The organism is Wenzhouxiangella sediminis, from assembly GCF_003410055.1.
Lineage (GTDB): Bacteria > Pseudomonadota > Gammaproteobacteria > Xanthomonadales > Wenzhouxiangellaceae > Wenzhouxiangella > Wenzhouxiangella sediminis.
In genome coordinates this window covers 1-17,641 of sequence record NZ_QUZK01000034.1, presented here as the reverse complement: position 1 = coordinate 17,641, position 17,641 = coordinate 1, and the positions used below count along the sequence as shown (strand labels likewise).

Sequence of the window (17,641 nt, the reverse complement as noted above, 5' to 3'; positions counted from 1 at the left end):
GAGGCGACGTCGGCCGGCAAAATGTTATATCATACGATTTTCGTCGCCGGATTCGCGAACCATGGCCGCCGTCTTCAAGTCACCGGAACGCCACGCCCACGCCAGCCTGCTCGATCGGGCGGGTATCTGCGTGTCCGCGGTGTGCCTGGTGCAGTGCCTGTTGCTCAGCCTGGCGATCGTGCTCGCGCCGATGATGTCACTGGGCATATTCGGCAGCGACCTCTTCCACCGCCTGCTGCTGTTGTTGATCCTGCCGCTGAGCCTCGGCGCGTTCTGGCTGGGCTATCGCAGCCACCGCAGTGTCGGCCTGTTGCTGGCCGGAATGGCGGGCCTGGCCCTGGTGTTGGCCGCCGCCTTTCTCGAGGCGACCGTCCTGCCGCCCCTGGCCGCCTCGGGCCTGACCTCGGCCGGCGGCATCACGCTGATCGTCAGTCACTGGCTCAACCTGAAAAAGCGACGCCGCGTCTGCTTGCGTCCGATGGCGTGAGGGTTCCCGCTGCCGTCTCGGCAGCTCGCCCGTTTGCTGATAGAATTTGCGCGAACTTTCAAGGGACGGCTTCATGAGCGACATTCCTTCCGATCTGCGCTATGCGGAAAGCCACGAATGGGTCAGCCAGGAAGAAGAGGGCGTGGTCAAGGTGGGTATCAGCGACCATGCGCAGGAACAGCTGGGCGACCTGGTTTTCGTCGAACTGCCCGAAGAGGGCGACACTTTGAATCGCGGCGACGCCTGCTCGGTGGTCGAGTCCGTGAAGGCGGCTTCCGACATCTACTCTCCGGTTTCCGGGGAAGTCGTGGTGGTCAACGAGGCGCTGGCCGACACGCCCGAAATCGTCAACAACGATCCCTACGGCGACGGTTGGTTGTTCTCGGTGAAGCTCGACGATCCCGGCGAACTCGACGAACTGATGGACGCCGAGGCCTATAAAGAGCACTTGGCTGAGGATTAAGCCGGCGAATGCCGACCGGCGAGACGGTCGGCGCGCCTGACCGGCTCGGGCAGGCGGTACCTGGGAGTGCAGGTCAGGACCAGGTCGACGGCCGTCGCCAGGCTGACGCGGTGTCCGACCGAAATGTAGAGGGGGCGGACGCGGTCTCTCGAGCGGACCACGCGGCCGATCACTTCTCCGCCATCCACCAGATCTGCCGCGGCGCCCTTTTCGGGGCCCGGTTCATCGTGCTGGCCGCATAGCCGGCTCTTGCCCACGCCGATGGTTGCCAGGCCGGTCGCCACGCCCAGGTGGCAGGCGATGCCGAAGCGTCTTGGATGCGCCCGTCCCTGGCCGTCGCACAGCACGAGCTCGGGCGGCAAGGCAAGCCGCTCCAGCGCACCCAGGATCGCCGGCAGTTCGCGAAACGAGAGCAGGCCGGGGATATACGGCAGTTCGGTGGCCTGCTCGAAAACCACCTCGTCAACCGTTTCCAGTTCCGGGAAGCGCATCAGCACGGCCGCTGCGCGCGTCGTCCGCCCCTGGTCCGGGAAGGCGGCGTCCACGCCTGCGACCAGCTCGGGCGGCAGGCGCAGGTCGTCGCGGTCGATGACCTGGGCGGCCAACTCGCGCTGGCGACCGATGAGTGCCCTGGTGTCGACGCTCGGGGCCATCTAGGCCTTCTCTTCTCCCGGTGTACAGCCGAATCGGTCGCTCCAGGCATCGTCGATGCGCTCGCGAACGCCGTCCTCGTCGAAGGGCGCCGGCTCGCGCCGGAGCCAGTCCATGTGACGTCGCTCGAGCAGTCCACGCCAGTCCTCGGCCAGGGCACGGGCCTGCTCGCCGTCGAGCCAACCGGCCTCGGCGAGCGCTTCGAGCTGCGTGTCGGTGCGTCGGTGGGCGACCAATCCCGGATGCTCGGCGGCCCGGGTGAGCACGCCCAGTTCGGCGAGGAACTGCAGGTCGGTCAGCGCGCGCTTGGTGGGCGATTCGCGCCGTTCGCGCAGTTGGCGTGCGCGCATCCCGGCCAGGTCGCTTGCCGCCGACTTTTCCTCGCGCGGCTGCCTCAGCACCGCTTCCCGTACGGCTTCGAATTCGGGTTCCAGAGATCGGTCGCCGCCTATCCAGCGCGCGCGGATCAGGGCCTGGTGTTCCCAGGTCCAGGCCTTGTTGCGCTGGTACTCGGCGAAGCTCTCCAGCGTCGAAACGAGCATGCCGGCGCGCCCGTTGGGGCGCAGGCGAGTATCGATCTCGAACAGTCGCCCGCCGGGCAGGGGCATCTGCAGGGCGCTGACCAGGCGTTGGACCACGCGTCGCGGCGCCTCGCCCGAGCGGTGCAGGAAGACCAGGTCCAGGTCGGACTCGAAGTGCAACTGGCCCGCCCCGAGGTTGCCGTATCCGATGACCGCCAGGTCGGCGTCGCCGCTTCCGGCCAGATCGAGCGAACTTTCGACGATGACTCCCGCCATGTCGCTTAGCTGCCGGCCGGCGCCGACGGCATCGAGGCGATCGTCGAGCTCGGCCAGGGCGGTGCGCAGGAAACCGGCCTGGCGCCAGCGCGACAGGGCCCACAGGCTGGCTTCCCGGTCATCGGGATCGGGCTTCGGGGCGGCGGGTAGTTCGAAGCCGTTGATCGGGTCGAGCAGGTCGTCGATGAGCTGGGGGGCGGCGATGATCCACTCGGCCACCCGCTGGCTGAGGTGGAAGACCCGGACGAGTCGTTCCAGGGTCTCCGGGCGCTCACGCAGCAGCGCCAGGTAGGCCGAGCGACGCGAGACCTGGTCGACGAGGCGCAGCAGGTCCGCCAGGCCGGTGTCCGGCGGTCGCTGGCGGCCGACCACCTCGATGAGCTTCGGCATGAGCCGCTCCAATCGCTGACGGCCCTCGGCGCTGAGCGGCCGCCGCTGCAGGTCGGCGTGACAGCGCGTGAGGTGCTCGGCGGCTTCCTCGGGATCCTGAAAACCGGTTCTGCGCAGGCGTTCGGCGAGGTTCTCCGGCGGCGGCCAGAGGCCGTCCCCCGCTTCCGTTTGCTCTTCGGGTTCCCGAAAGCGTTCGCTGAAATAGCGGGTGACCACCCGGCGGTGGGCCGCCAGTGCCGATTCCAGCTCGTGCCAGTCGTCGAAACTCATCAGCTCGGCGAGCCGCCGGCGTTGCGGTTCGTCTTCGGGGAGCTCGTGGCCCTGTCGTGCCGTCATGGCCTGCAGGCGATTTTCCAGGATGCGCAGAAAACCGTAGGCATCCCGCAACTCGCCCGCCTCTTCGGACGGGATCAAGCCGAGTCGGGAACAGGCGTCCAGTGCCGGCAGGAAGCCGGTACGCCGCAGACTGGCTTCGCGTCCCCCGCGCAGGATCTGCAGGCTCTGCACCAGGAATTCGAGCTCCCGGATGCCGCCGCGCCCGCGCTTGATGTCGTCGAGGTCGCTGCGCGCGCGGGCGTTGGCGTCGATGCGGCGGTGCAGGTCGCGCAGGCTCTCGAAGATGCCGTAGTCGAGGTAGCGGCGGTAGACGAAGGGCTGCAGGGCCTCGATCAGGGCCCGCCCGGATTCGATATCGCCCGCCACGGGCGCGGCCTTGAGCCAGGCATAGCGTTCCCAGGTGCGCCCCTCGCTGAGAAAGTACTGTTCCATGGCCGGCACCGACCAGACCAGGGCACCGGACTCGCCGAAGGGCCGCAGCCGGGTATCGACGACCCAGGCGCGCCCGTGGGCGTCCACGGTATCGAGCAGGCCGATGAGCTTGCGCGCCACTCGCTTCATCCAGTCGGCGGCGTCGACGCGTCTGGGCCCGCTGCTGCGCCCCTGTGCGTCGTGGGCGAAGACCAGGTCGATATCGGAGTTGAAGTTGAGTTCGCCGCCGCCGAGCTTGCCCAGGCCGAACACGATCAGGCGCTGGCGTTCGCCCTGCTCGTTCTCGACCCAGCCGTGGCGTTCGGCGACCGCCCGCTCGGCGGCGGCCAGCGCCAGCTCGATACACTCGCCGGCCAGGGTGGAAAGCGCTTTTCCGGTCTCGGCGATATCCGCCTCGCCGGTAAGATCCCGCCACAGGATGTGGATCGACTGCAGCTGCCGGTACCTGCGAAGCTCGGCCGCGGGATCCTCTCTCATGGCCGATTCGCTGGGCCGCGGCAGTGCCCTGTCCGGATCCGGGGCGTCCTCGAATCGCCGCCAGGCCTCCGCGACGAAACGGCAGTGCGAGCCGAGCAGATCCTTGCCGGGGCGTTTGACAGCAATCTTCATGAGCGATCGATCGTTCGTGCCGCTTCCACCAGGGATCGAAAGAGGGCCTGCTGCCGCCTGCGTTGCGGCAGGTATTCCGGGTGCCACTGTACCCCGATCAGCCAGGGGCCGTCGGCGCACTCCATCGCCTGGATGATGCCGTTGGATTCGACAGCGCCCACGGTCATTCCCGCCGCCAGCTTGTCGATTGCCTGGGAGTGCAGCGCGTTGACCCAGCAGTCTCCGGCCCCGAGCAGTCGGGCGATGCGGGTGCCGTCCTCGATCACGACGCGCTTTCGCGGCAGCACGGAACGGATGGCCGGGTATTCATCGTAGAAGCCGACCAGGTGCTGGTGCAGGCTGCCGCCGAGGGCGACGTTGATCAACTGCATGCCGCGGCAGATGCCGAGCATGGGCAGACCCGCTTCCTGAGCTTCACCGATGAGACGATACTCCAGTTCGTCGCGGGCCCGGTCCGGACCGCCGCGCTTGGTGGTGAGCAATCGCCGCAGTCCCGCCATGAGGGGAAAGAGCACCAGGCCGATCAGCCGGCGCCAGCCGCTCGCCCCGCGGTCGGTCATGCGTTCGGGCCGGGGCTGCTTGTGCTGCCCGTAGAGCCGCGGGCTGACGTCCGCGCCGCCACCCAGGATCAGGCCGTCGAGGCGAGCGACGTCGGCCGGCCGGGAAGGGCGGATGCGTAGGGGGCGGCCGCCGGCGCGTCGCACCGCCAGGGCCGAGAACCACCAGGCGGCCAGGCCGCCCCGGTCGGGGCCGGTCACGCCGATGACGGGGCGGGCGCTCACGTGCGGAGCTTGCGCCAGGCGTGGGAGAGCCAGCGTCGCAGGGCGCTGGAGCGCGAAAGTCGCCGCGCGCGAAGGCGCTCGAGGCGTTCGGGGTCGTCGGCAAGCTTTTCGATCGCGATCCAGCGGTTCCAGACGGTGGCAAGCGACCAGTCCGGCTCGTCGATCAGGCAGTTGGGCAGGCGGTAGTGGAATGCCGGCCGAGGTTTCACCAGGTTGGTCTCGACGGGTGCGTTCATGATGCGCTCTTCGTCGAGGTGGGCGAACAGGGGCAGGAGGTCGAGCGGGCGGTTGCGCGTCGGCGTCAGGCGCAGGTAGTCGTCGATCAGGGTATCGAGATCGGGGTCGTAGTCGGACTGCAGGACGTGCGCGACGTACTCCTCAGGGAAAGGCTGCACGTAAGGCGTAATGCGCCTGGACAGGTCCACGCGCTCGGCTTCGATGAGTTCGTCGTAGCTCAGCAGGAAGGCGCGGATGATCGCAAGCAGGTAGTCGGCGTCGAGGCGTGCCGCCTCGATGTTGAGCTGCATGCCGAAGGCATACAGCGGCGATGAATGCGTGCCGCGCGCGCCGGCTTCGTGCAGCCGGGCGCGTATGCCGTCGAGCGCTTCCAGCTCGGTCCAGGGCACGGGCGGTCCGACGAGCTCGAGGGGCACGATGAGGCCGGCTACCCGCGAGATCAGTGATTCGATCTGCTCGCGCTCGTCGCCTTCGCCGATGTCGATGCCGAAATCGGACAGGAGCTTTCGGTACTGTCCGCTCTTGAGTAGGTCGGCGTCGAGCTCGACCCGGAATTCCCCGAGCGAGGTGTCGCTGACCCGGGTCAGGAAGGCGTTGTCGGTCTCGATGCTGCCGCCGACGGTATCCATCACGGCTTCGGCCGCCTGGTGCGGACGGATTCCCGCCATCTCCAACTCGACGCCCACGCGGCGCGCTTCGCCGTCGGGATTCTCCCGGCACGGCGGCGGATCGAATCGCGGGATGTCGGCGCGCTGGTCCATCGATGTGGACAGGATACCGGACACCCGCCCCCAAAACGAAAAAGCCCCGGCCTAAACCGGGGCTTTCTCGATCTGGCTGTGAGCCAGCAATGGGCACTGCACGAGCGGGTGCAGGTCCCGGTTCAGAGTGGAGATGAGCCTTGGGGCGGAAGCGGAGCGCAGGCGGAATGTCGGGGGCGGCTTGCCTGTGGCAAGAAGCCCCCGACTGGAGCCGTCGCGCGTGTACCGACACAAAAAACCCCGGCGCTGGGCCGGGGTTTTAGATGCATACGGGCGTTGCTAAGGGCGTATGCATAGGGACCGAAGGTCCCGGTTCCAGGCAAGGCGCGGGGTGGCTGGTAAGCGCAGCGTACCTTCATGGTACGTGAGCATTGCCAGCCGCCACGCAACGCCGCATGGGGCCGGGAGATTCGGGCCCGGCGGTTACATCATTCCGCCCATTCCGCCCATACCGCCCATACCACCCATGTCCGGGGCGCCGCCGCCGTCGTCCTTCTGCGGGATCTCGGCAATGGCGCACTCGGTGGTGATCATCAGGCCGGAGACCGAGGCGGCGTTCTGCAGGGCAGTGCGCGTGACCTTGGTCGGGTCCAGGATGCCGGCGTCGATCATGTCGACGAACTCACCGGTGGCGGCGTTGTAGCCGTAGTTGCCCTTGCCTTCGGCCACCTTGGCGAGAATGACGGAGGGCTCGCCGCCGGAGTTGGACACGATCTTGCGCAGCGGCTCTTCCATGGCGCGCAGGGCAATCTTGATACCCACGGTCTGGTCGTCGTTGTCGCCGGTGAGCTTCTCGATCGCGGCGCGGGCACGCACCAGCGCGGTGCCGCCGCCGGGCACCACGCCTTCCTCGACGGCCGCACGGGTGGCGTGCAGGGCGTCTTCGACGCGGGCCTTCTTCTCCTTCATCTCGACTTCGGTGGCGGCACCGACCTTGATCACAGCCACGCCGCCGGCCAGCTTGGCCACGCGTTCCTGCAGCTTCTCGCGGTCGTAGTCGGAGCTGGCGTCCTCGATCTGGGCGCGGATCTGGCCGACCCGGCTTTCGATCGCGGCCGCATCACCGGCACCGTCGATGATGGTGGTGTTTTCCTTGTCGATCTGGACCTTCTTGGCCGAGCCGAGCTGGTCGACCGTGGTCTTCTCGAGGCTCATGCCGACTTCCTCGGAGATGACCTGGCCGCCGGTCAGGACCGCCATGTCTTCGAGCATGGCCTTGCGGCGATCACCGAAGCCGGGCGCCTTGACGGCCGCGACCTTGACGGTGCCGCGCAGGTTGTTGACCACCAGCGTGGCCAGGGCCTCGCCCTCGATGTCCTCGGCACAGATCAGCAGGCTGCGCGACTGTTTGGCCGCGCCTTCGAGGATCGGCAGCAGTTCGCGCACGTTGGAGATCTTCTTGTCGTGCAGCAGGATGTAGGGGTTCTCGAGCTCGACCTGCATGGTCTGCTGGTCGGTCACGAAGTAGGGCGAAAGGTAGCCGCGGTCGAACTGCATGCCCTCGACGACGTCGAGTTCGTTGCTCAGCGACTGGCCTTCCTCGACCGTGATCACGCCTTCCTTGCCGACCTTGTTCATCGCCTCGGCGATGATCTTGCCGACTTCCTCGTCGCTGTTGGCCGAGATGGTGCCGACCTGGGCGATGCCCTTGTCGGTGTCGCAGGGCGTGGAGAGCTTCTTGAGTTCTTCGACGGCGGCGCGGACCGCCTTGTCGATGCCGCGCTTGAGGTCCATCGGGTTCATGCCGGCGGCGACCGACTTGACGCCCTCGCGCACCATGGCGTGGGCCAGCACGGTGGCGGTGGTGGTGCCGTCGCCGGCTTCATCGGAAGTCTGCGAGGCGACTTCCTTGACCATCTGGGCACCCATGTTCTCGAACTTGTCTTCCAGCTCGATTTCCTTGGCCACGGACACGCCGTCCTTGGTCATGGTCGGTGCACCGAAGCTCTTCTCGAGCAGGACGTTGCGGCCCTTCGGGCCCAGCGTCACGCTGACCGCGCGGGCCAGCACGTCCACGCCCTTGAGAACCTTGTTGCGGGCGTCTTCGGAGAATCGAATTTCTTTGGCGCTCATGATTGTTTTCCTCTAAATCTTGAGTCTTTGGGATGTCAGGTTGATTCGCGGGCGGTCGATTCAGGAATCGATGACGGCCATGATGTCGTCTTCACGCATCACCAGCAGCTCGTCGTCGTCGACCTTGACCTCGGTGCCGGAATACTTGCCGAACAGCACCGTGTCGCCCACCTTCACATCCAGCGCGCGCTGTTCCCCGTTGTCGAGGATCTTGCCGTTGCCGACCGCGATCACCTCGCCGCGAATCGGCTTTTCGGTGGCGCTGTCGGGGATGACGATTCCGCCGGGGGTGGTGCGCTCTTCTTCCACGCGCTTGACGATGACGCGATCATGCAAAGGACGCAGTTTCATGGGTCTTTCTCCCTTGACTAACGGTTGTTTGTGATTAATGACAGGCCCTCCGGATCGGTTGGTACCGGACCGGATGACCTTGCCTGACTTCTGGGCGAGCCGCGGCGGGAGCGTTCCACTGCCGCAACTGCGCCGACGCCTTGCGAAATGGAGCCCCCGGGCAGGCATTTCAAGGCTTCGGGACGACGGGAGGCGCACATTTTTGTGCCGGCGACGGCGGCCTGTCAGAATAGCGACGGTTCCATGGGCTCGAACGAGACGAATCGACATGAGCGACGATATCTGCCTGGTGCTGACGACCTGCCCCGATCGCGAGACGGCTGAACGACTCTCGGCCATGCTGGTCGAACAACGGCTGGCTGCCTGCGTTTCGGCCGGCTCGGAAGTGACTTCGACCTATCCCTGGCAGGGCCGGGTCGAGTGCGAGAGTGAAATTCCGCTGACCATCAAGACCACCCGGGCCAGGGTGGGTGCGCTCAAGCAGGAGCTGGTCGCGCACCACCCCTACGACGTCCCGGAAATCCTGGTCGTGCCGGTCAGCGACGGACTGGACGAATATACCCAATGGATTCGGGACTGGATTCAATGACCAAGACCCTTGCGCGCTTTGGCGCACTGATCGCCCTTTTGTGGGCCCTGCCCGTTGCCGCCCAGGTCGGCCCCGACGATCTCCTGCCGGTCGAGCAGGCCTTCGCGCTCGAGGCGAGCGCCGACGACGGCGAGCTCGTTCTGCACTGGGAGATCGCGGAGGGCTACTACCTTTACAGGCACGCCTTCCGGATCGACGCGCTCGGCGAGGACGTGGCATTCGGCGATCCGGAGATCCCGGCGGGCGAGCCCATGGTCGACGAATTCTTCGGCGAGACCGAGACCTATCGCGGCGCGGTGACAATCCGTGTGCCCGTCGAGGAGAAGCCCGCCGACGGTTCGGTGGGCGCGCGTGTGGCTTTCCAGGGCTGTGCCGACCTGGGGGTCTGCTATCCGCCGCACCGCCAGGATGTCCGGGTGGCGCTGCCGGCCGAACGGCAGGCGCCGGCTTCGGTGGGCGGGCTGGCGGACACCGGCAACCAGGAAAGCTCCGGCAGCGCGCTGGACGCCCTGCTGGGGCGCCAGCGCCAGGCCCTGCCCGCCGAGGAAGCCTTCCGCGTCGAGGCCATTGCCGACGGACCCCGGGCGATCCTGGTGCGCGCGACGGCCCGGCCGGACTATTACCTGTATCGCCATTCCTTTGCGTTCCGGGTCGAAGAAGACGGGGTCGGGGTGGCCGCCGCCGACCTGCCCGAGGGCGAGCCCAAGACCGACGAGCATTTCGGGGAGACCCGGGTGTATTTCGGTGAGGTCGAGATTCCCGTCGAGCTTTCCCGCCCGGCCGGTGGCGAGCGCGAGATCACCCTGGTGGCCGATTTCCAGGGCTGCCTGGACGAGGGCATCTGCTACCCGCCGATGACCCGGCGCATCGCGGTCACGCTGCCGCCGGCGCAACCCGAGTCGCCCGACGGTGTGGGCGGGAGCGGCGGTGCGGCGTCCGGGGAAGACGCCTCCGCGCAAGCCGTCCCCCGCGAGATGGCCGAAGAGGCCGTAGAGTCCGTGCTTCCGCGTTCCGAGCAGGATCGGCTTGCCGCGGCCCTGGCCGGGCGTCCGGTCGTGGCCATGGGCCTGTTCCTGGTCGCGGGCCTGCTGCTGGCCTTCACGCCCTGCGTCTTTCCCATGGTGCCGATTCTCTCCGGGCTGATCGCGGGCGAGGGCGATCGCATGACCACGGGTCGCGCCTTCAGGCTGTCCCTGGCCTACGTGCTTGCCATGGCGCTGGTCTACACCCTGTTCGGCATCGTCGCGGGCCTGTTCGGCCAGAACCTCCAGGCCGTCTTCCAGCATCCGGCGGTGCTGGTCAGCTTTGCCGCACTGTTCGTCGTGCTCTCGCTGGCGATGTTCGGATTCTATGAGCTGCAGCTGCCTTCGGGCCTGCAGACGCGGCTGAACGAAATGTCCAATCGCGCCGAGGGCGGCACCCTGATCGGTGCGGCGGTGATGGGTGCGCTTTCTGCGCTCATCGTCGGCCCCTGCGTGGCGCCGGCCCTGATGGGGGCGCTGATCTATATCGGCCAGACCGGCGATGCCGTGCTGGGCGGACTGGCGCTGTTCGCCATGGCGATGGGCATGGGTATCCCCCTGATGATCTGGGGCACGTCGGCGGGCAAGCTGTTGCCCCGCGCCGGCGGATGGATGAACGCGGTCAAGGCGGTCTTCGGCGTGGGCCTGCTGGCCCTGGCCATCTGGATGCTCGAGCGCGTGCTGCCGGGCGCGGTGATCATGTTGCTGTGGGGTGCGTTGGCCATCGCTTGCGGTGTCTACCTGGGTGCGCTCACCCGGTTGGAACCTGAGGCCGGCGGCTGGCGCAAGCTCTGGCAGGCCCTGGGCGTGATGCTGCTGGTCTTCGGCATCGCGCAGTTCGCCGGGGCGCTCTCGGGTGGTCGGGACTGGACGCGCCCGCTGCACCATCTGGTCGGTTCCGGCGGCCCCGCGGTTTCGGAGGCCGCGGCGTTTCGCAAGGTGCAGACGCTCGAGGAACTGCAGTCCGCGATCGCTGAATCCGACCGCCCCGTGTTCCTGGATTTCTATGCCGACTGGTGCGTCGATTGCGTTCGCATGGATCGCCGCACCTTTACCGATCCGGACGTGGCCCGGCGCCTGCAGGATTTCACGCTGCTGAAGGCCGATATCACGGCCAATAACGATGAGCACCGAGAGATGCTTCGGCACTTCGGTTTGATCGGCCCGCCGGCCTACCTGTTCTTCGTCGACGGCGAGGAACTGGAGGATTACCGCATGTTCGGGTTTCTGGCGCCCGAGGAATTCCTCATCCTGCTGGACGAGGTCGCTCCATGAAGGGTTGGCGCCTGTGGGTTTCGGTCGTTGTGCTGGGCTTCGCGGTCGGCACTGCCCTGGCCTGGCTGACCAACAGCGCAAAGGACGGCGGCGATGCGCCCGAGTCCGGCCTGGCCGTGGGCGAGTCGCATCCCGGGTTCGCGCTGCCCGCCCTGGACGGCGGGCGCGTCGATGCGGCGCAGTTCGCCGGCCGCGCCATGCTGGTCAATTTCTGGGCCACCTGGTGCGCCCCCTGCCGGCGCGAAATGCCGGTGCTGCAGGCCGCCAGCGAACGCCACGGCGATGCCCTGGCCGTGGTCGGCGTCGCCCTGGACGACCCCGAGCCGGTGGCCGACTTCGTCGAGGAGCTGGGCATCGCCTACACCATCCTGGTCGGCCAGGACGAGGTGCTCGACGTGCAGAGCGCCTGGGGCAACGAAGTCGGCGCGATGCCCTACACGGTGCTGGTGGACGGCGAAGGCATCGTTCGATGGCTTCATTACGGGGAAGTCACGTCTTCGGAGTTGGATGAAGCGTTGGGAGATGTTCTCTAGACGCGGCGCCACAGTTTGGGCTGGGGTGTAGAAGGGTTTCAGGTTTCAGGTTTCAGGTTTCAGGTTTCAGGTTTCAGGTTTCAGGTTTCAGGAGCGCCTGCGCGGCCGAGGGAACGATGCCGAAAACCCTCACGCCGTACCCACTGGCAGCTGGAACGTGTGAGCAGTCCTCGTAGTGTGGGAACGGTCAGACCCTTTCGGATTCCGTCCTCCGACATCTCCCGCTCCAAGCCCGGCGAAGCCGGCCCCCGAGCCGTTCCGCGCCGCCTGAAACCTGAAACCCTGAACCCTGAAACCCAAGTTCACCGCGACCATTCGCCACCGTATCTTCGCCGATCTCCACCGAACGTGTGGACATTTCCCCAGACATGCGGCACACTCGCGGTTCTTTCATGGCAGGAGCCGGCATGAGCGCCGTTCTCGTCGTTCACGGACCCAATCTGAACCTGCTCGGGCGGCGCGAACCCGAGGTCTACGGCGCGGATACGCTGGCCGACATCAACGCGCGCCTGGCGCGTCTGGCGGCCCGCAACGACGTCGACCTGGAGACCTTCCAGTCGAACGCCGAGCACGAGCTGGTCGAGCGCATCCAGGCGACGGCCGACGACGGCACCGACTGGATCCTGATCAACCCGGCGGCGTTCACGCACACCTCCGTGGCGATTCGCGACGCGCTGGCGGCCGTGGCCCTGCCTTTCATCGAAATTCATCTGAGCAACCCGCATCGCCGCGAGCCGTTTCGGCACCGCTCCCATTTCAGCGACCTGGCCGAGGGCGTGGTTGCCGGGTTGGGCGCCGATTCATACCTCCTGGCGCTGCAGGCTGTCATCAACAAGATCAATGCTTCGGGATAGAACATGGACCTTAGAAAAATCAAGAAACTGATCGAACTGCTCGAGGAGTCGGAACTGGCCGAAATCGAGATTCACGAGGGAGAGGAATCGGTCCGGCTGATTCGCCACCACGCCCAGCAGGCGGCCCAAGCGACGCACCAGATTCCGGTCTCGGCCCCGGCGCCCCAGGCGCCGGCTGCGGCGCCGCAGCCGGCGGCGGAAGGGTCTGGCGGCGGCGAGCAATCGGCCGAACCTGGAGAGTCGCTGCCGGAGGGCGAAGTGGTCCGCTCGCCGATGGTCGGCACTTTCTATTCGGCGCCCAACCCCGAGTCCGATCCGTTCGTGCGCGTGGGCAGCAAGGTGGCTTCCGGCGATACGCTCTGCCTGGTCGAGGCGATGAAGATGTTCAACCAGATCGAGGCCGAGTTCAGCGGCGAGGTGGTCGCCGTCCTGGTCGAGGACGGCCAGCCGGTCGAGTTCGACGAGCCGCTGTTCGTGATTCGCAAGGGCTGATCGATGGCACCGTTCAAGAAGGTACTCATCGCCAACCGCGGCGAGATCGCGCTGCGCATCCTGCGCGCCTGTCACGCCATGGGCATCCGCACCGTGGCCGTCCACTCGACCGTGGATCGCAACCTCAAGCACGTGGGCATGGCCGACGAATCCGTCTGCATCGGCCCGGCGCCGGCCAACCAGAGTTACCTCAACGTGCCGGCAATCATCGCGGCCATGGAGGTGACCGACGCCGAGGCCGTGCATCCCGGCTACGGTTTTCTGGCCGAGAACGCCGATTTCGCCGAACGCGTCGAGGAATCGGGTTTCACCTTCATCGGGCCCAGGGCGGAAACCATTCGCCTGATGGGCGACAAGGTATCGGCCATCAACGCCATGCGCCAGGCCGGCGTTCCCTGTGTGCCCGGTTCCAACGGACCGCTCAACGACGACGAGCGGCGCACCAGGAGGCTGGCCGACGAGATCGGTTACCCGGTGCTCATCAAGGCTGCCGCCGGTGGCGGCGGTCGCGGCATGCGCGTGGTCGAGAATCCCGAGGACCTGATCAAGTCGATCAACCTCACGCGCCAGGAAGCGAAGTCGGGTTTCGGCGATCCCACGGTCTACATGGAGAAGTTCCTGACCAACCCGCGCCACGTCGAGATCCAGGTGCTCGCCGACAGCCACGGTAACGCCGTGCATCTGGGCGAACGCGACTGCTCGATGCAGCGCCGCCACCAGAAGGTCATCGAGGAGGCCCCGGCGCCCGGAATCACCGAGGAGGAACGTCAGCGCATCGGCAAGATCTGCACCGACGCCTGCAAGCGCATCGGCTACCTCGGCGCGGGTACCTTCGAGTTCCTCTACGAGGACGGGGAGTTCTACTTCATCGAGATGAACACGCGCATCCAGGTGGAACACCCTGTGACCGAATGCGTGACGGGACTCGACCTGATCCGGGCGCAGATCCTGGCCGCCGCCGGCGAGCCGCTGCCCTTCGGCCAGGACGACGTGCATATCCAGGGCCATGCCGTGGAGTGCCGAATCAATGCCGAGGATCCCGAGAAGTTCATTCCGCAGCCAGGCACGATCCAGGCCTTCCACGCGCCGGGCGGCCCGGGAATTCGCGTCGATTCGCACATCTACGACGGCTACAAGGTGCCGCCGAACTACGACTCGATGATCGGCAAGCTGATCGCTTATGGCGAGACCCGCGAAGCCGCGATCGAACGCATGCGCGTGGCGCTCGACGAGATCGTGCTCAGGGGCGTGGTCACCAACATCCCGCTGCACCAGCGCCTGATGCGCGATTCCGGCTTCCGCGAGGGCGGCACCAACATCCACTACCTCGAGAAACTGCTCAAGTCCTGAGGGCTCGGGAGAAAAGGTCTCACGCCAAGGCGCGAAGGCGCCAAGGTCGCCAGGAACAGACATGCAGTGAAAGAAGAAAGGGGCGTGCGACAGCTTGTCGACACGCCCCTTTCATTTTTTTATCTTCTTCTTTTGATTTTCTTCGCGACCTTTGCGCCTTTGCGCCTTGGCGTGAGACCGATGAGCCGACTCAGCTCGTCAGCGGCAACGCGCCGAAGGCTGCGTGGGCGACGAGGTGGCCGAGGCGGTCGAGGTCCGGGATGACGGCGTCGCGGCCGTCCACCTGGGCGCGACCGGCGACCGCGATGGGGTTCGACTCGGTCGGGATTTCCTCGAGGTTGTCCTCGGTAATCGTCACCAGGCGGGGATGACCCTGCGTGATCACTGCCATGTAGGGCATGCGGTCGGTGTCGATCAGGGTCTTGAGAATGCAGATGCGCGCGCCCTTGAGATCCTCGCCGTCGGCTTCCTCGATCAGGCTCGAGTAGCTGATAACCGGCACCTGCCAGCCGTGCCACAGGATCGTGCCCAGCACCCAGTCGACGGCCTCCGGGATCGGGTCGGGCTCGGTGAAGCCGACCATTTCGGCGACGGTGGCGTTCGGCAGCAGCAGCTCGACGCCGGTCACGGGAACCATCACGCTGCGAATTTCGGTGTCGGACATCGTCTTTCTTATCCTTGCGGCACGGGCATCCGGAGCTGGTCGAAGACTTCCTCGATCAGATCGGCTTCCTGGTAGGGCTTGGTGAGGTAACCGTTCACGCCCAGGTCCTTGGCGTGCTGGCGATGCTTCTCGCCGCTTCGCGAGGTGATCATCACCATCGGCACGTGCTTGAGGCGCGGATCATTACGCACATGGGTGGCCAGCTCGTAGCCGTCCATGCGCGGCATTTCGATATCGAGCAGGATCAGGTCGGGGACGCGCTCGAACATCGCCTCGACTGCGTCCAGGCCGTCGCGGGCGGTCATGACTTCCAGGCCGCGGTGCTCGAGCACACGGGCGGTCACGCGGCGCATGGTGATGGAGTCGTCGACGACCATGACCAGCGGCGTGCGCTTGATTTCCTCGGCGCGCTCGGCGCGTTCGTACTCGGCTTCGTGACCGGGCAGCAGGTTCTTCTCGAAGGCGCGCCGGATGAGCGGGCCCATGTCGAGAATCGGAACGACCTGGCCGTCGCCGGTGATCGTGCCGCCGAGAATGCCGGTGATCGAACTGATCTGCGGGCCGACGGGCTTGATCACGATCTCGCGATGGCCCTGAAGTTCGCTGACGCGCAGGGCGGCGCGGTGTTCGCCGGCCTCGATCATCAGCAGTGACAGGGTGCCTTCGGGCAGTTCCTCCACGTCGAAGCCGAGCTGCGTTTCGAGCTCGATGAGCGGGTACTGGTCTCCGGCGTATTCCTGATGCGGATCGCTGGAGTGGATCTGGTGCTCCCACTCGGAGCTGAGCATGCGCGTCACGCCTCGGACGGCCTGCAGGGGAATGGCGAACTGGCGGTCGGCCACGCGCACCATGATGGCCTGCATCACCGTCAGTGAAAGCGGGATGCGGATGGTGAACAGCGCACCCTTGCCGGTATCCGTGTCGGCACGCACGCTGCCGCCGATCTGGCGGACCTCGTTGGCGACCACATCCATGCCGATGCCGCGGCCGGCCAGCTCGCTGACCTGCTTGGCCGTACTGAAGCCCGGGCGGAAGATCAGCTGGGCGAGGTCGCGGTCGCTGGCGTTGTCGGGGTCGGCGAGCAGCTTCTGCTCGACGCCGCGCTTGCGGATGGCGACCAGGTTGAGCCCTGCGCCGTCGTCGCGCACGCGCAGCACGAGCTCGGTGGCCTCGCGGCTGACGTCGATATGGATCGAGCCCGTCTCGGGCTTGCCGGCTTCGCGCCGCTGCTCGGGCGACTCGATGCCGTGCGAGACGGAATTGCGCAGCAGGTGCTCCAGCGGCGCGGTGATGCGGTCGAGCACGGAACGGTCGAGCTGGCCGTCGCCCTCGATGTCGACCACCAGGCGCGCCTGCTTGTCCAGCTCTCGGGCGGCATTGCGAACCACGCGGCGGAAGCGGGGCAGGAGGGTGTTGAAGGCCACCATGCGGGCCTGCATCAGGCCTTCCTGCAGCTCGGTGTTCACGCGCGACTGCTGCATCAGCAGGGTTTCGGACTGGCGCGTCGCGTCGTCGAGGATGCTGGTGAGGCTGGTGAGGTCGTTGACCGACTCGCCGAGCGCTCTCGAGAGCTGCTGGATGGTCGAATAGCGGTCGAGTTCGAGCGGGTCGAAGGCCTCGTCTGCGGGGCCGTGCTCGCGCTCGTAGCGCGCCAGAATCTGCGCTTCGGTCTCGATCTCGAGCTTGCGCAGCTGGTCGCGGAGTCGGATGACGGTCTCGTCGACTTCCGCGACGTTGCTGCGGAAGACGTTGACCTGTTCTTCGAGCCTGGACCGGAAGATGCTGATCTCGCCGGCGAAGTTGACGAGGTCGTCGACGAGGTTGGCCGGTACGCGAAGCGTCTCGGTGCGGGCAACCTGGGCTTCCTCGGCCTGTTCGGGCGCGGCTTCTTCTTCCTCGGCCAGCTCGGGCAGGATCTCGGCTTCTTCGATCTCCTCCTCGGCCTCCGGGAACAGGCCGCCGCTGGGTCGCTCCGGCATCGGTTCGCGTTTCTGGACGGCCTCCACCATGGCATGCAGGTGGTCGCAACCGGCTTCGAGCGCGTCGATTCGCTCGGCGGTAGTCCGGTGCAGGCCCGCGGCGATGCCTTCGAGCAACTCTTCCATGACGTGGGCGACCGAGCCGATGGCATCGAGGCCGACCATGCGCGAACTGCCCTTGATGGTATGCAGGTCGCGCTGCAAGCTGGTGACGAGTGCCTTGTCTTCGGGCGCCTCGCGCCACTGCTGCAGGGACTCGTCGGCGTGTTCGAGGACTTCTTCGGCTTCTTCGAGGAAGGCTTCGAGCAAGTCCTCGTTGAGATCCGCGTACAGGTCTTCCGCCGCGGGTTCCGGCTCGGGCTCGGGCTCGGGCTCGGGCTCGGGCTCGGGCTCTGCTTCGGCTTCTGCTTCTGCTTCTGCTTCGGCTTCGGCTTCGGCTTCGGCTTCGGCTTCGGCTTCGGCTTCTGCTTCGGCTTCGGCTTCGGCTTCGGCTTCGGCTTCGGCCTCTGCCTCT

16 protein-coding genes are annotated in these 17,641 nt (G+C 66.6%); 8 read left to right on the top strand and 8 right to left on the bottom strand.

Going from position 1 to position 17,641, the window contains the following annotated elements; all coding sequences use genetic code 11:
- Positions 1 to 61 precede the first annotated feature (61 nt).
- Entirely contained in the window at positions 62 to 487 is a 426-nt protein-coding gene (locus DZC52_RS07305; protein WP_116650475.1) for a MerC domain-containing protein, read from the top strand.
- A 73-nt stretch (positions 488 to 560) separates the two neighbouring features.
- Positions 561 to 950 (top strand): glycine cleavage system protein GcvH, encoded by a 390-nt coding sequence (gene gcvH, locus DZC52_RS07300; RefSeq protein WP_116650474.1) that lies wholly within the window; start codon positions 561 to 563, stop codon positions 948 to 950.
- On the opposite strand, the gene nfi is transcribed toward gcvH, so the two are convergent.
- The 6 genes from nfi to groES form a co-directional block, all read right to left on the bottom strand.
- On the bottom strand, positions 947 to 1,603 hold the full coding sequence (nfi, locus tag DZC52_RS07295) for a deoxyribonuclease V (RefSeq protein WP_116650473.1): 657 nt from the start codon (positions 1,601 to 1,603) through the stop codon (positions 947 to 949). The genes gcvH and nfi overlap by 4 nt on opposite strands.
- On the bottom strand, positions 1,604 to 4,165 hold the full coding sequence (glnE, locus tag DZC52_RS07290; RefSeq protein WP_116650472.1) for a bifunctional [glutamate--ammonia ligase]-adenylyl-L-tyrosine phosphorylase/[glutamate--ammonia-ligase] adenylyltransferase: 2,562 nt from the start codon (positions 4,163 to 4,165) through the stop codon (positions 1,604 to 1,606).
- Positions 4,162 to 4,947 (bottom strand): gamma-glutamyl-gamma-aminobutyrate hydrolase family protein, encoded by a 786-nt coding sequence (locus tag DZC52_RS07285; protein ID WP_116650471.1) that lies wholly within the window; start codon positions 4,945 to 4,947, stop codon positions 4,162 to 4,164. Before DZC52_RS07285 ends, glnE begins: the two co-directional genes overlap by 4 nt.
- On the bottom strand, positions 4,944 to 5,945 hold the full coding sequence (locus DZC52_RS07280) for an amidoligase family protein (protein ID WP_116650470.1): 1,002 nt from the start codon (positions 5,943 to 5,945) through the stop codon (positions 4,944 to 4,946). Before DZC52_RS07280 ends, DZC52_RS07285 begins: the two co-directional genes overlap by 4 nt.
- A gap of 423 nt (positions 5,946 to 6,368) precedes the next feature.
- The gene (gene groL / locus DZC52_RS07275; protein WP_116650469.1) at positions 6,369 to 8,018 is read right to left on the bottom strand and encodes a chaperonin GroEL; all 1,650 of its coding nucleotides are present in this window, start codon (positions 8,016 to 8,018) and stop codon (positions 6,369 to 6,371) included.
- A gap of 60 nt (positions 8,019 to 8,078) precedes the next feature.
- Positions 8,079 to 8,369, bottom strand: coding sequence for a co-chaperone GroES (gene groES / locus DZC52_RS07270; protein ID WP_116650468.1), 291 nt, complete (start codon positions 8,367 to 8,369; stop codon positions 8,079 to 8,081).
- Positions 8,370 to 8,637: 268 nt separating this feature from the next.
- Between groES and cutA the strand changes: the two genes are divergently transcribed.
- The 6 genes from cutA to accC all read left to right on the top strand — a co-directional run bounded on the left by cutA (position 8,638) and on the right by accC (position 14,484).
- Positions 8,638 to 8,958, top strand: a complete 321-nt coding sequence (gene cutA, locus DZC52_RS07265) for a divalent-cation tolerance protein CutA (RefSeq protein WP_116650467.1) — start codon at positions 8,638 to 8,640, stop codon at positions 8,956 to 8,958.
- Entirely contained in the window at positions 8,955 to 11,255 is a 2,301-nt protein-coding gene (locus tag DZC52_RS07260; RefSeq protein WP_116650466.1) for a protein-disulfide reductase DsbD, read from the top strand. Before cutA ends, DZC52_RS07260 begins: the two co-directional genes overlap by 4 nt.
- The gene (locus DZC52_RS07255; RefSeq protein WP_116650465.1) at positions 11,252 to 11,788 is read left to right on the top strand and encodes a TlpA family protein disulfide reductase; all 537 of its coding nucleotides are present in this window, start codon (positions 11,252 to 11,254) and stop codon (positions 11,786 to 11,788) included. The genes DZC52_RS07260 and DZC52_RS07255 overlap by 4 nt, the downstream gene beginning before the upstream one ends.
- Positions 11,789 to 12,195: 407 nt before the next feature.
- The gene (gene aroQ / locus DZC52_RS07250; RefSeq protein WP_116650464.1) at positions 12,196 to 12,642 is read left to right on the top strand and encodes a type II 3-dehydroquinate dehydratase; all 447 of its coding nucleotides are present in this window, start codon (positions 12,196 to 12,198) and stop codon (positions 12,640 to 12,642) included.
- Between the two features lie 3 nt (positions 12,643 to 12,645).
- Positions 12,646 to 13,134: an acetyl-CoA carboxylase biotin carboxyl carrier protein gene (gene accB, locus DZC52_RS07245; RefSeq protein ID WP_116650463.1), complete on the top strand. Its 489-nt coding sequence runs from the start codon at positions 12,646 to 12,648 to the stop codon at positions 13,132 to 13,134.
- 3 nt (positions 13,135 to 13,137) lie between these two features.
- Positions 13,138 to 14,484, top strand: a complete 1,347-nt coding sequence (gene accC / locus DZC52_RS07240) for an acetyl-CoA carboxylase biotin carboxylase subunit (protein WP_116650462.1) — start codon at positions 13,138 to 13,140, stop codon at positions 14,482 to 14,484.
- A gap of 190 nt (positions 14,485 to 14,674) precedes the next feature.
- Here the strand turns inward: accC and DZC52_RS07235 are convergent, their stop codons facing one another.
- Complete coding sequence (locus tag DZC52_RS07235) at positions 14,675 to 15,148, bottom strand: chemotaxis protein CheW (RefSeq protein ID WP_116650461.1); 474 nt, start codon at positions 15,146 to 15,148, stop codon at positions 14,675 to 14,677.
- Between the two features lie 8 nt (positions 15,149 to 15,156).
- A partial coding sequence (locus DZC52_RS07230) for a hybrid sensor histidine kinase/response regulator (protein ID WP_147307634.1) occupies positions 15,157 to 17,641 on the bottom strand: 2,485 nt, incomplete at its 5' end.

Coding starts and splice junctions, on each gene's coding strand:
- DZC52_RS07305 (WP_116650475.1), top strand. CDS start 62: ATGGCCGCCGTCTTCAAGTCACCGGAACGCCACGCCCACGCCAGCCTG.
- gcvH (WP_116650474.1), top strand. CDS start 561: ATGAGCGACATTCCTTCCGATCTGCGCTATGCGGAAAGCCACGAATGG.
- nfi (WP_116650473.1), bottom strand. CDS start 1,603: ATGGCCCCGAGCGTCGACACCAGGGCACTCATCGGTCGCCAGCGCGAG.
- glnE (WP_116650472.1), bottom strand. CDS start 4,165: ATGAAGATTGCTGTCAAACGCCCCGGCAAGGATCTGCTCGGCTCGCAC.
- DZC52_RS07280 (WP_116650470.1), bottom strand. CDS start 5,945: ATGGACCAGCGCGCCGACATCCCGCGATTCGATCCGCCGCCGTGCCGG.
- groL (WP_116650469.1), bottom strand. CDS start 8,018: ATGAGCGCCAAAGAAATTCGATTCTCCGAAGACGCCCGCAACAAGGTT.
- groES (WP_116650468.1), bottom strand. CDS start 8,369: ATGAAACTGCGTCCTTTGCATGATCGCGTCATCGTCAAGCGCGTGGAA.
- cutA (WP_116650467.1), top strand. CDS start 8,638: ATGAGCGACGATATCTGCCTGGTGCTGACGACCTGCCCCGATCGCGAG.
- DZC52_RS07260 (WP_116650466.1), top strand. CDS start 8,955: ATGACCAAGACCCTTGCGCGCTTTGGCGCACTGATCGCCCTTTTGTGG.
- DZC52_RS07255 (WP_116650465.1), top strand. CDS start 11,252: ATGAAGGGTTGGCGCCTGTGGGTTTCGGTCGTTGTGCTGGGCTTCGCG.
- aroQ (WP_116650464.1), top strand. CDS start 12,196: ATGAGCGCCGTTCTCGTCGTTCACGGACCCAATCTGAACCTGCTCGGG.
- accB (WP_116650463.1), top strand. CDS start 12,646: ATGGACCTTAGAAAAATCAAGAAACTGATCGAACTGCTCGAGGAGTCG.
- accC (WP_116650462.1), top strand. CDS start 13,138: ATGGCACCGTTCAAGAAGGTACTCATCGCCAACCGCGGCGAGATCGCG.
- DZC52_RS07235 (WP_116650461.1), bottom strand. CDS start 15,148: ATGTCCGACACCGAAATTCGCAGCGTGATGGTTCCCGTGACCGGCGTC.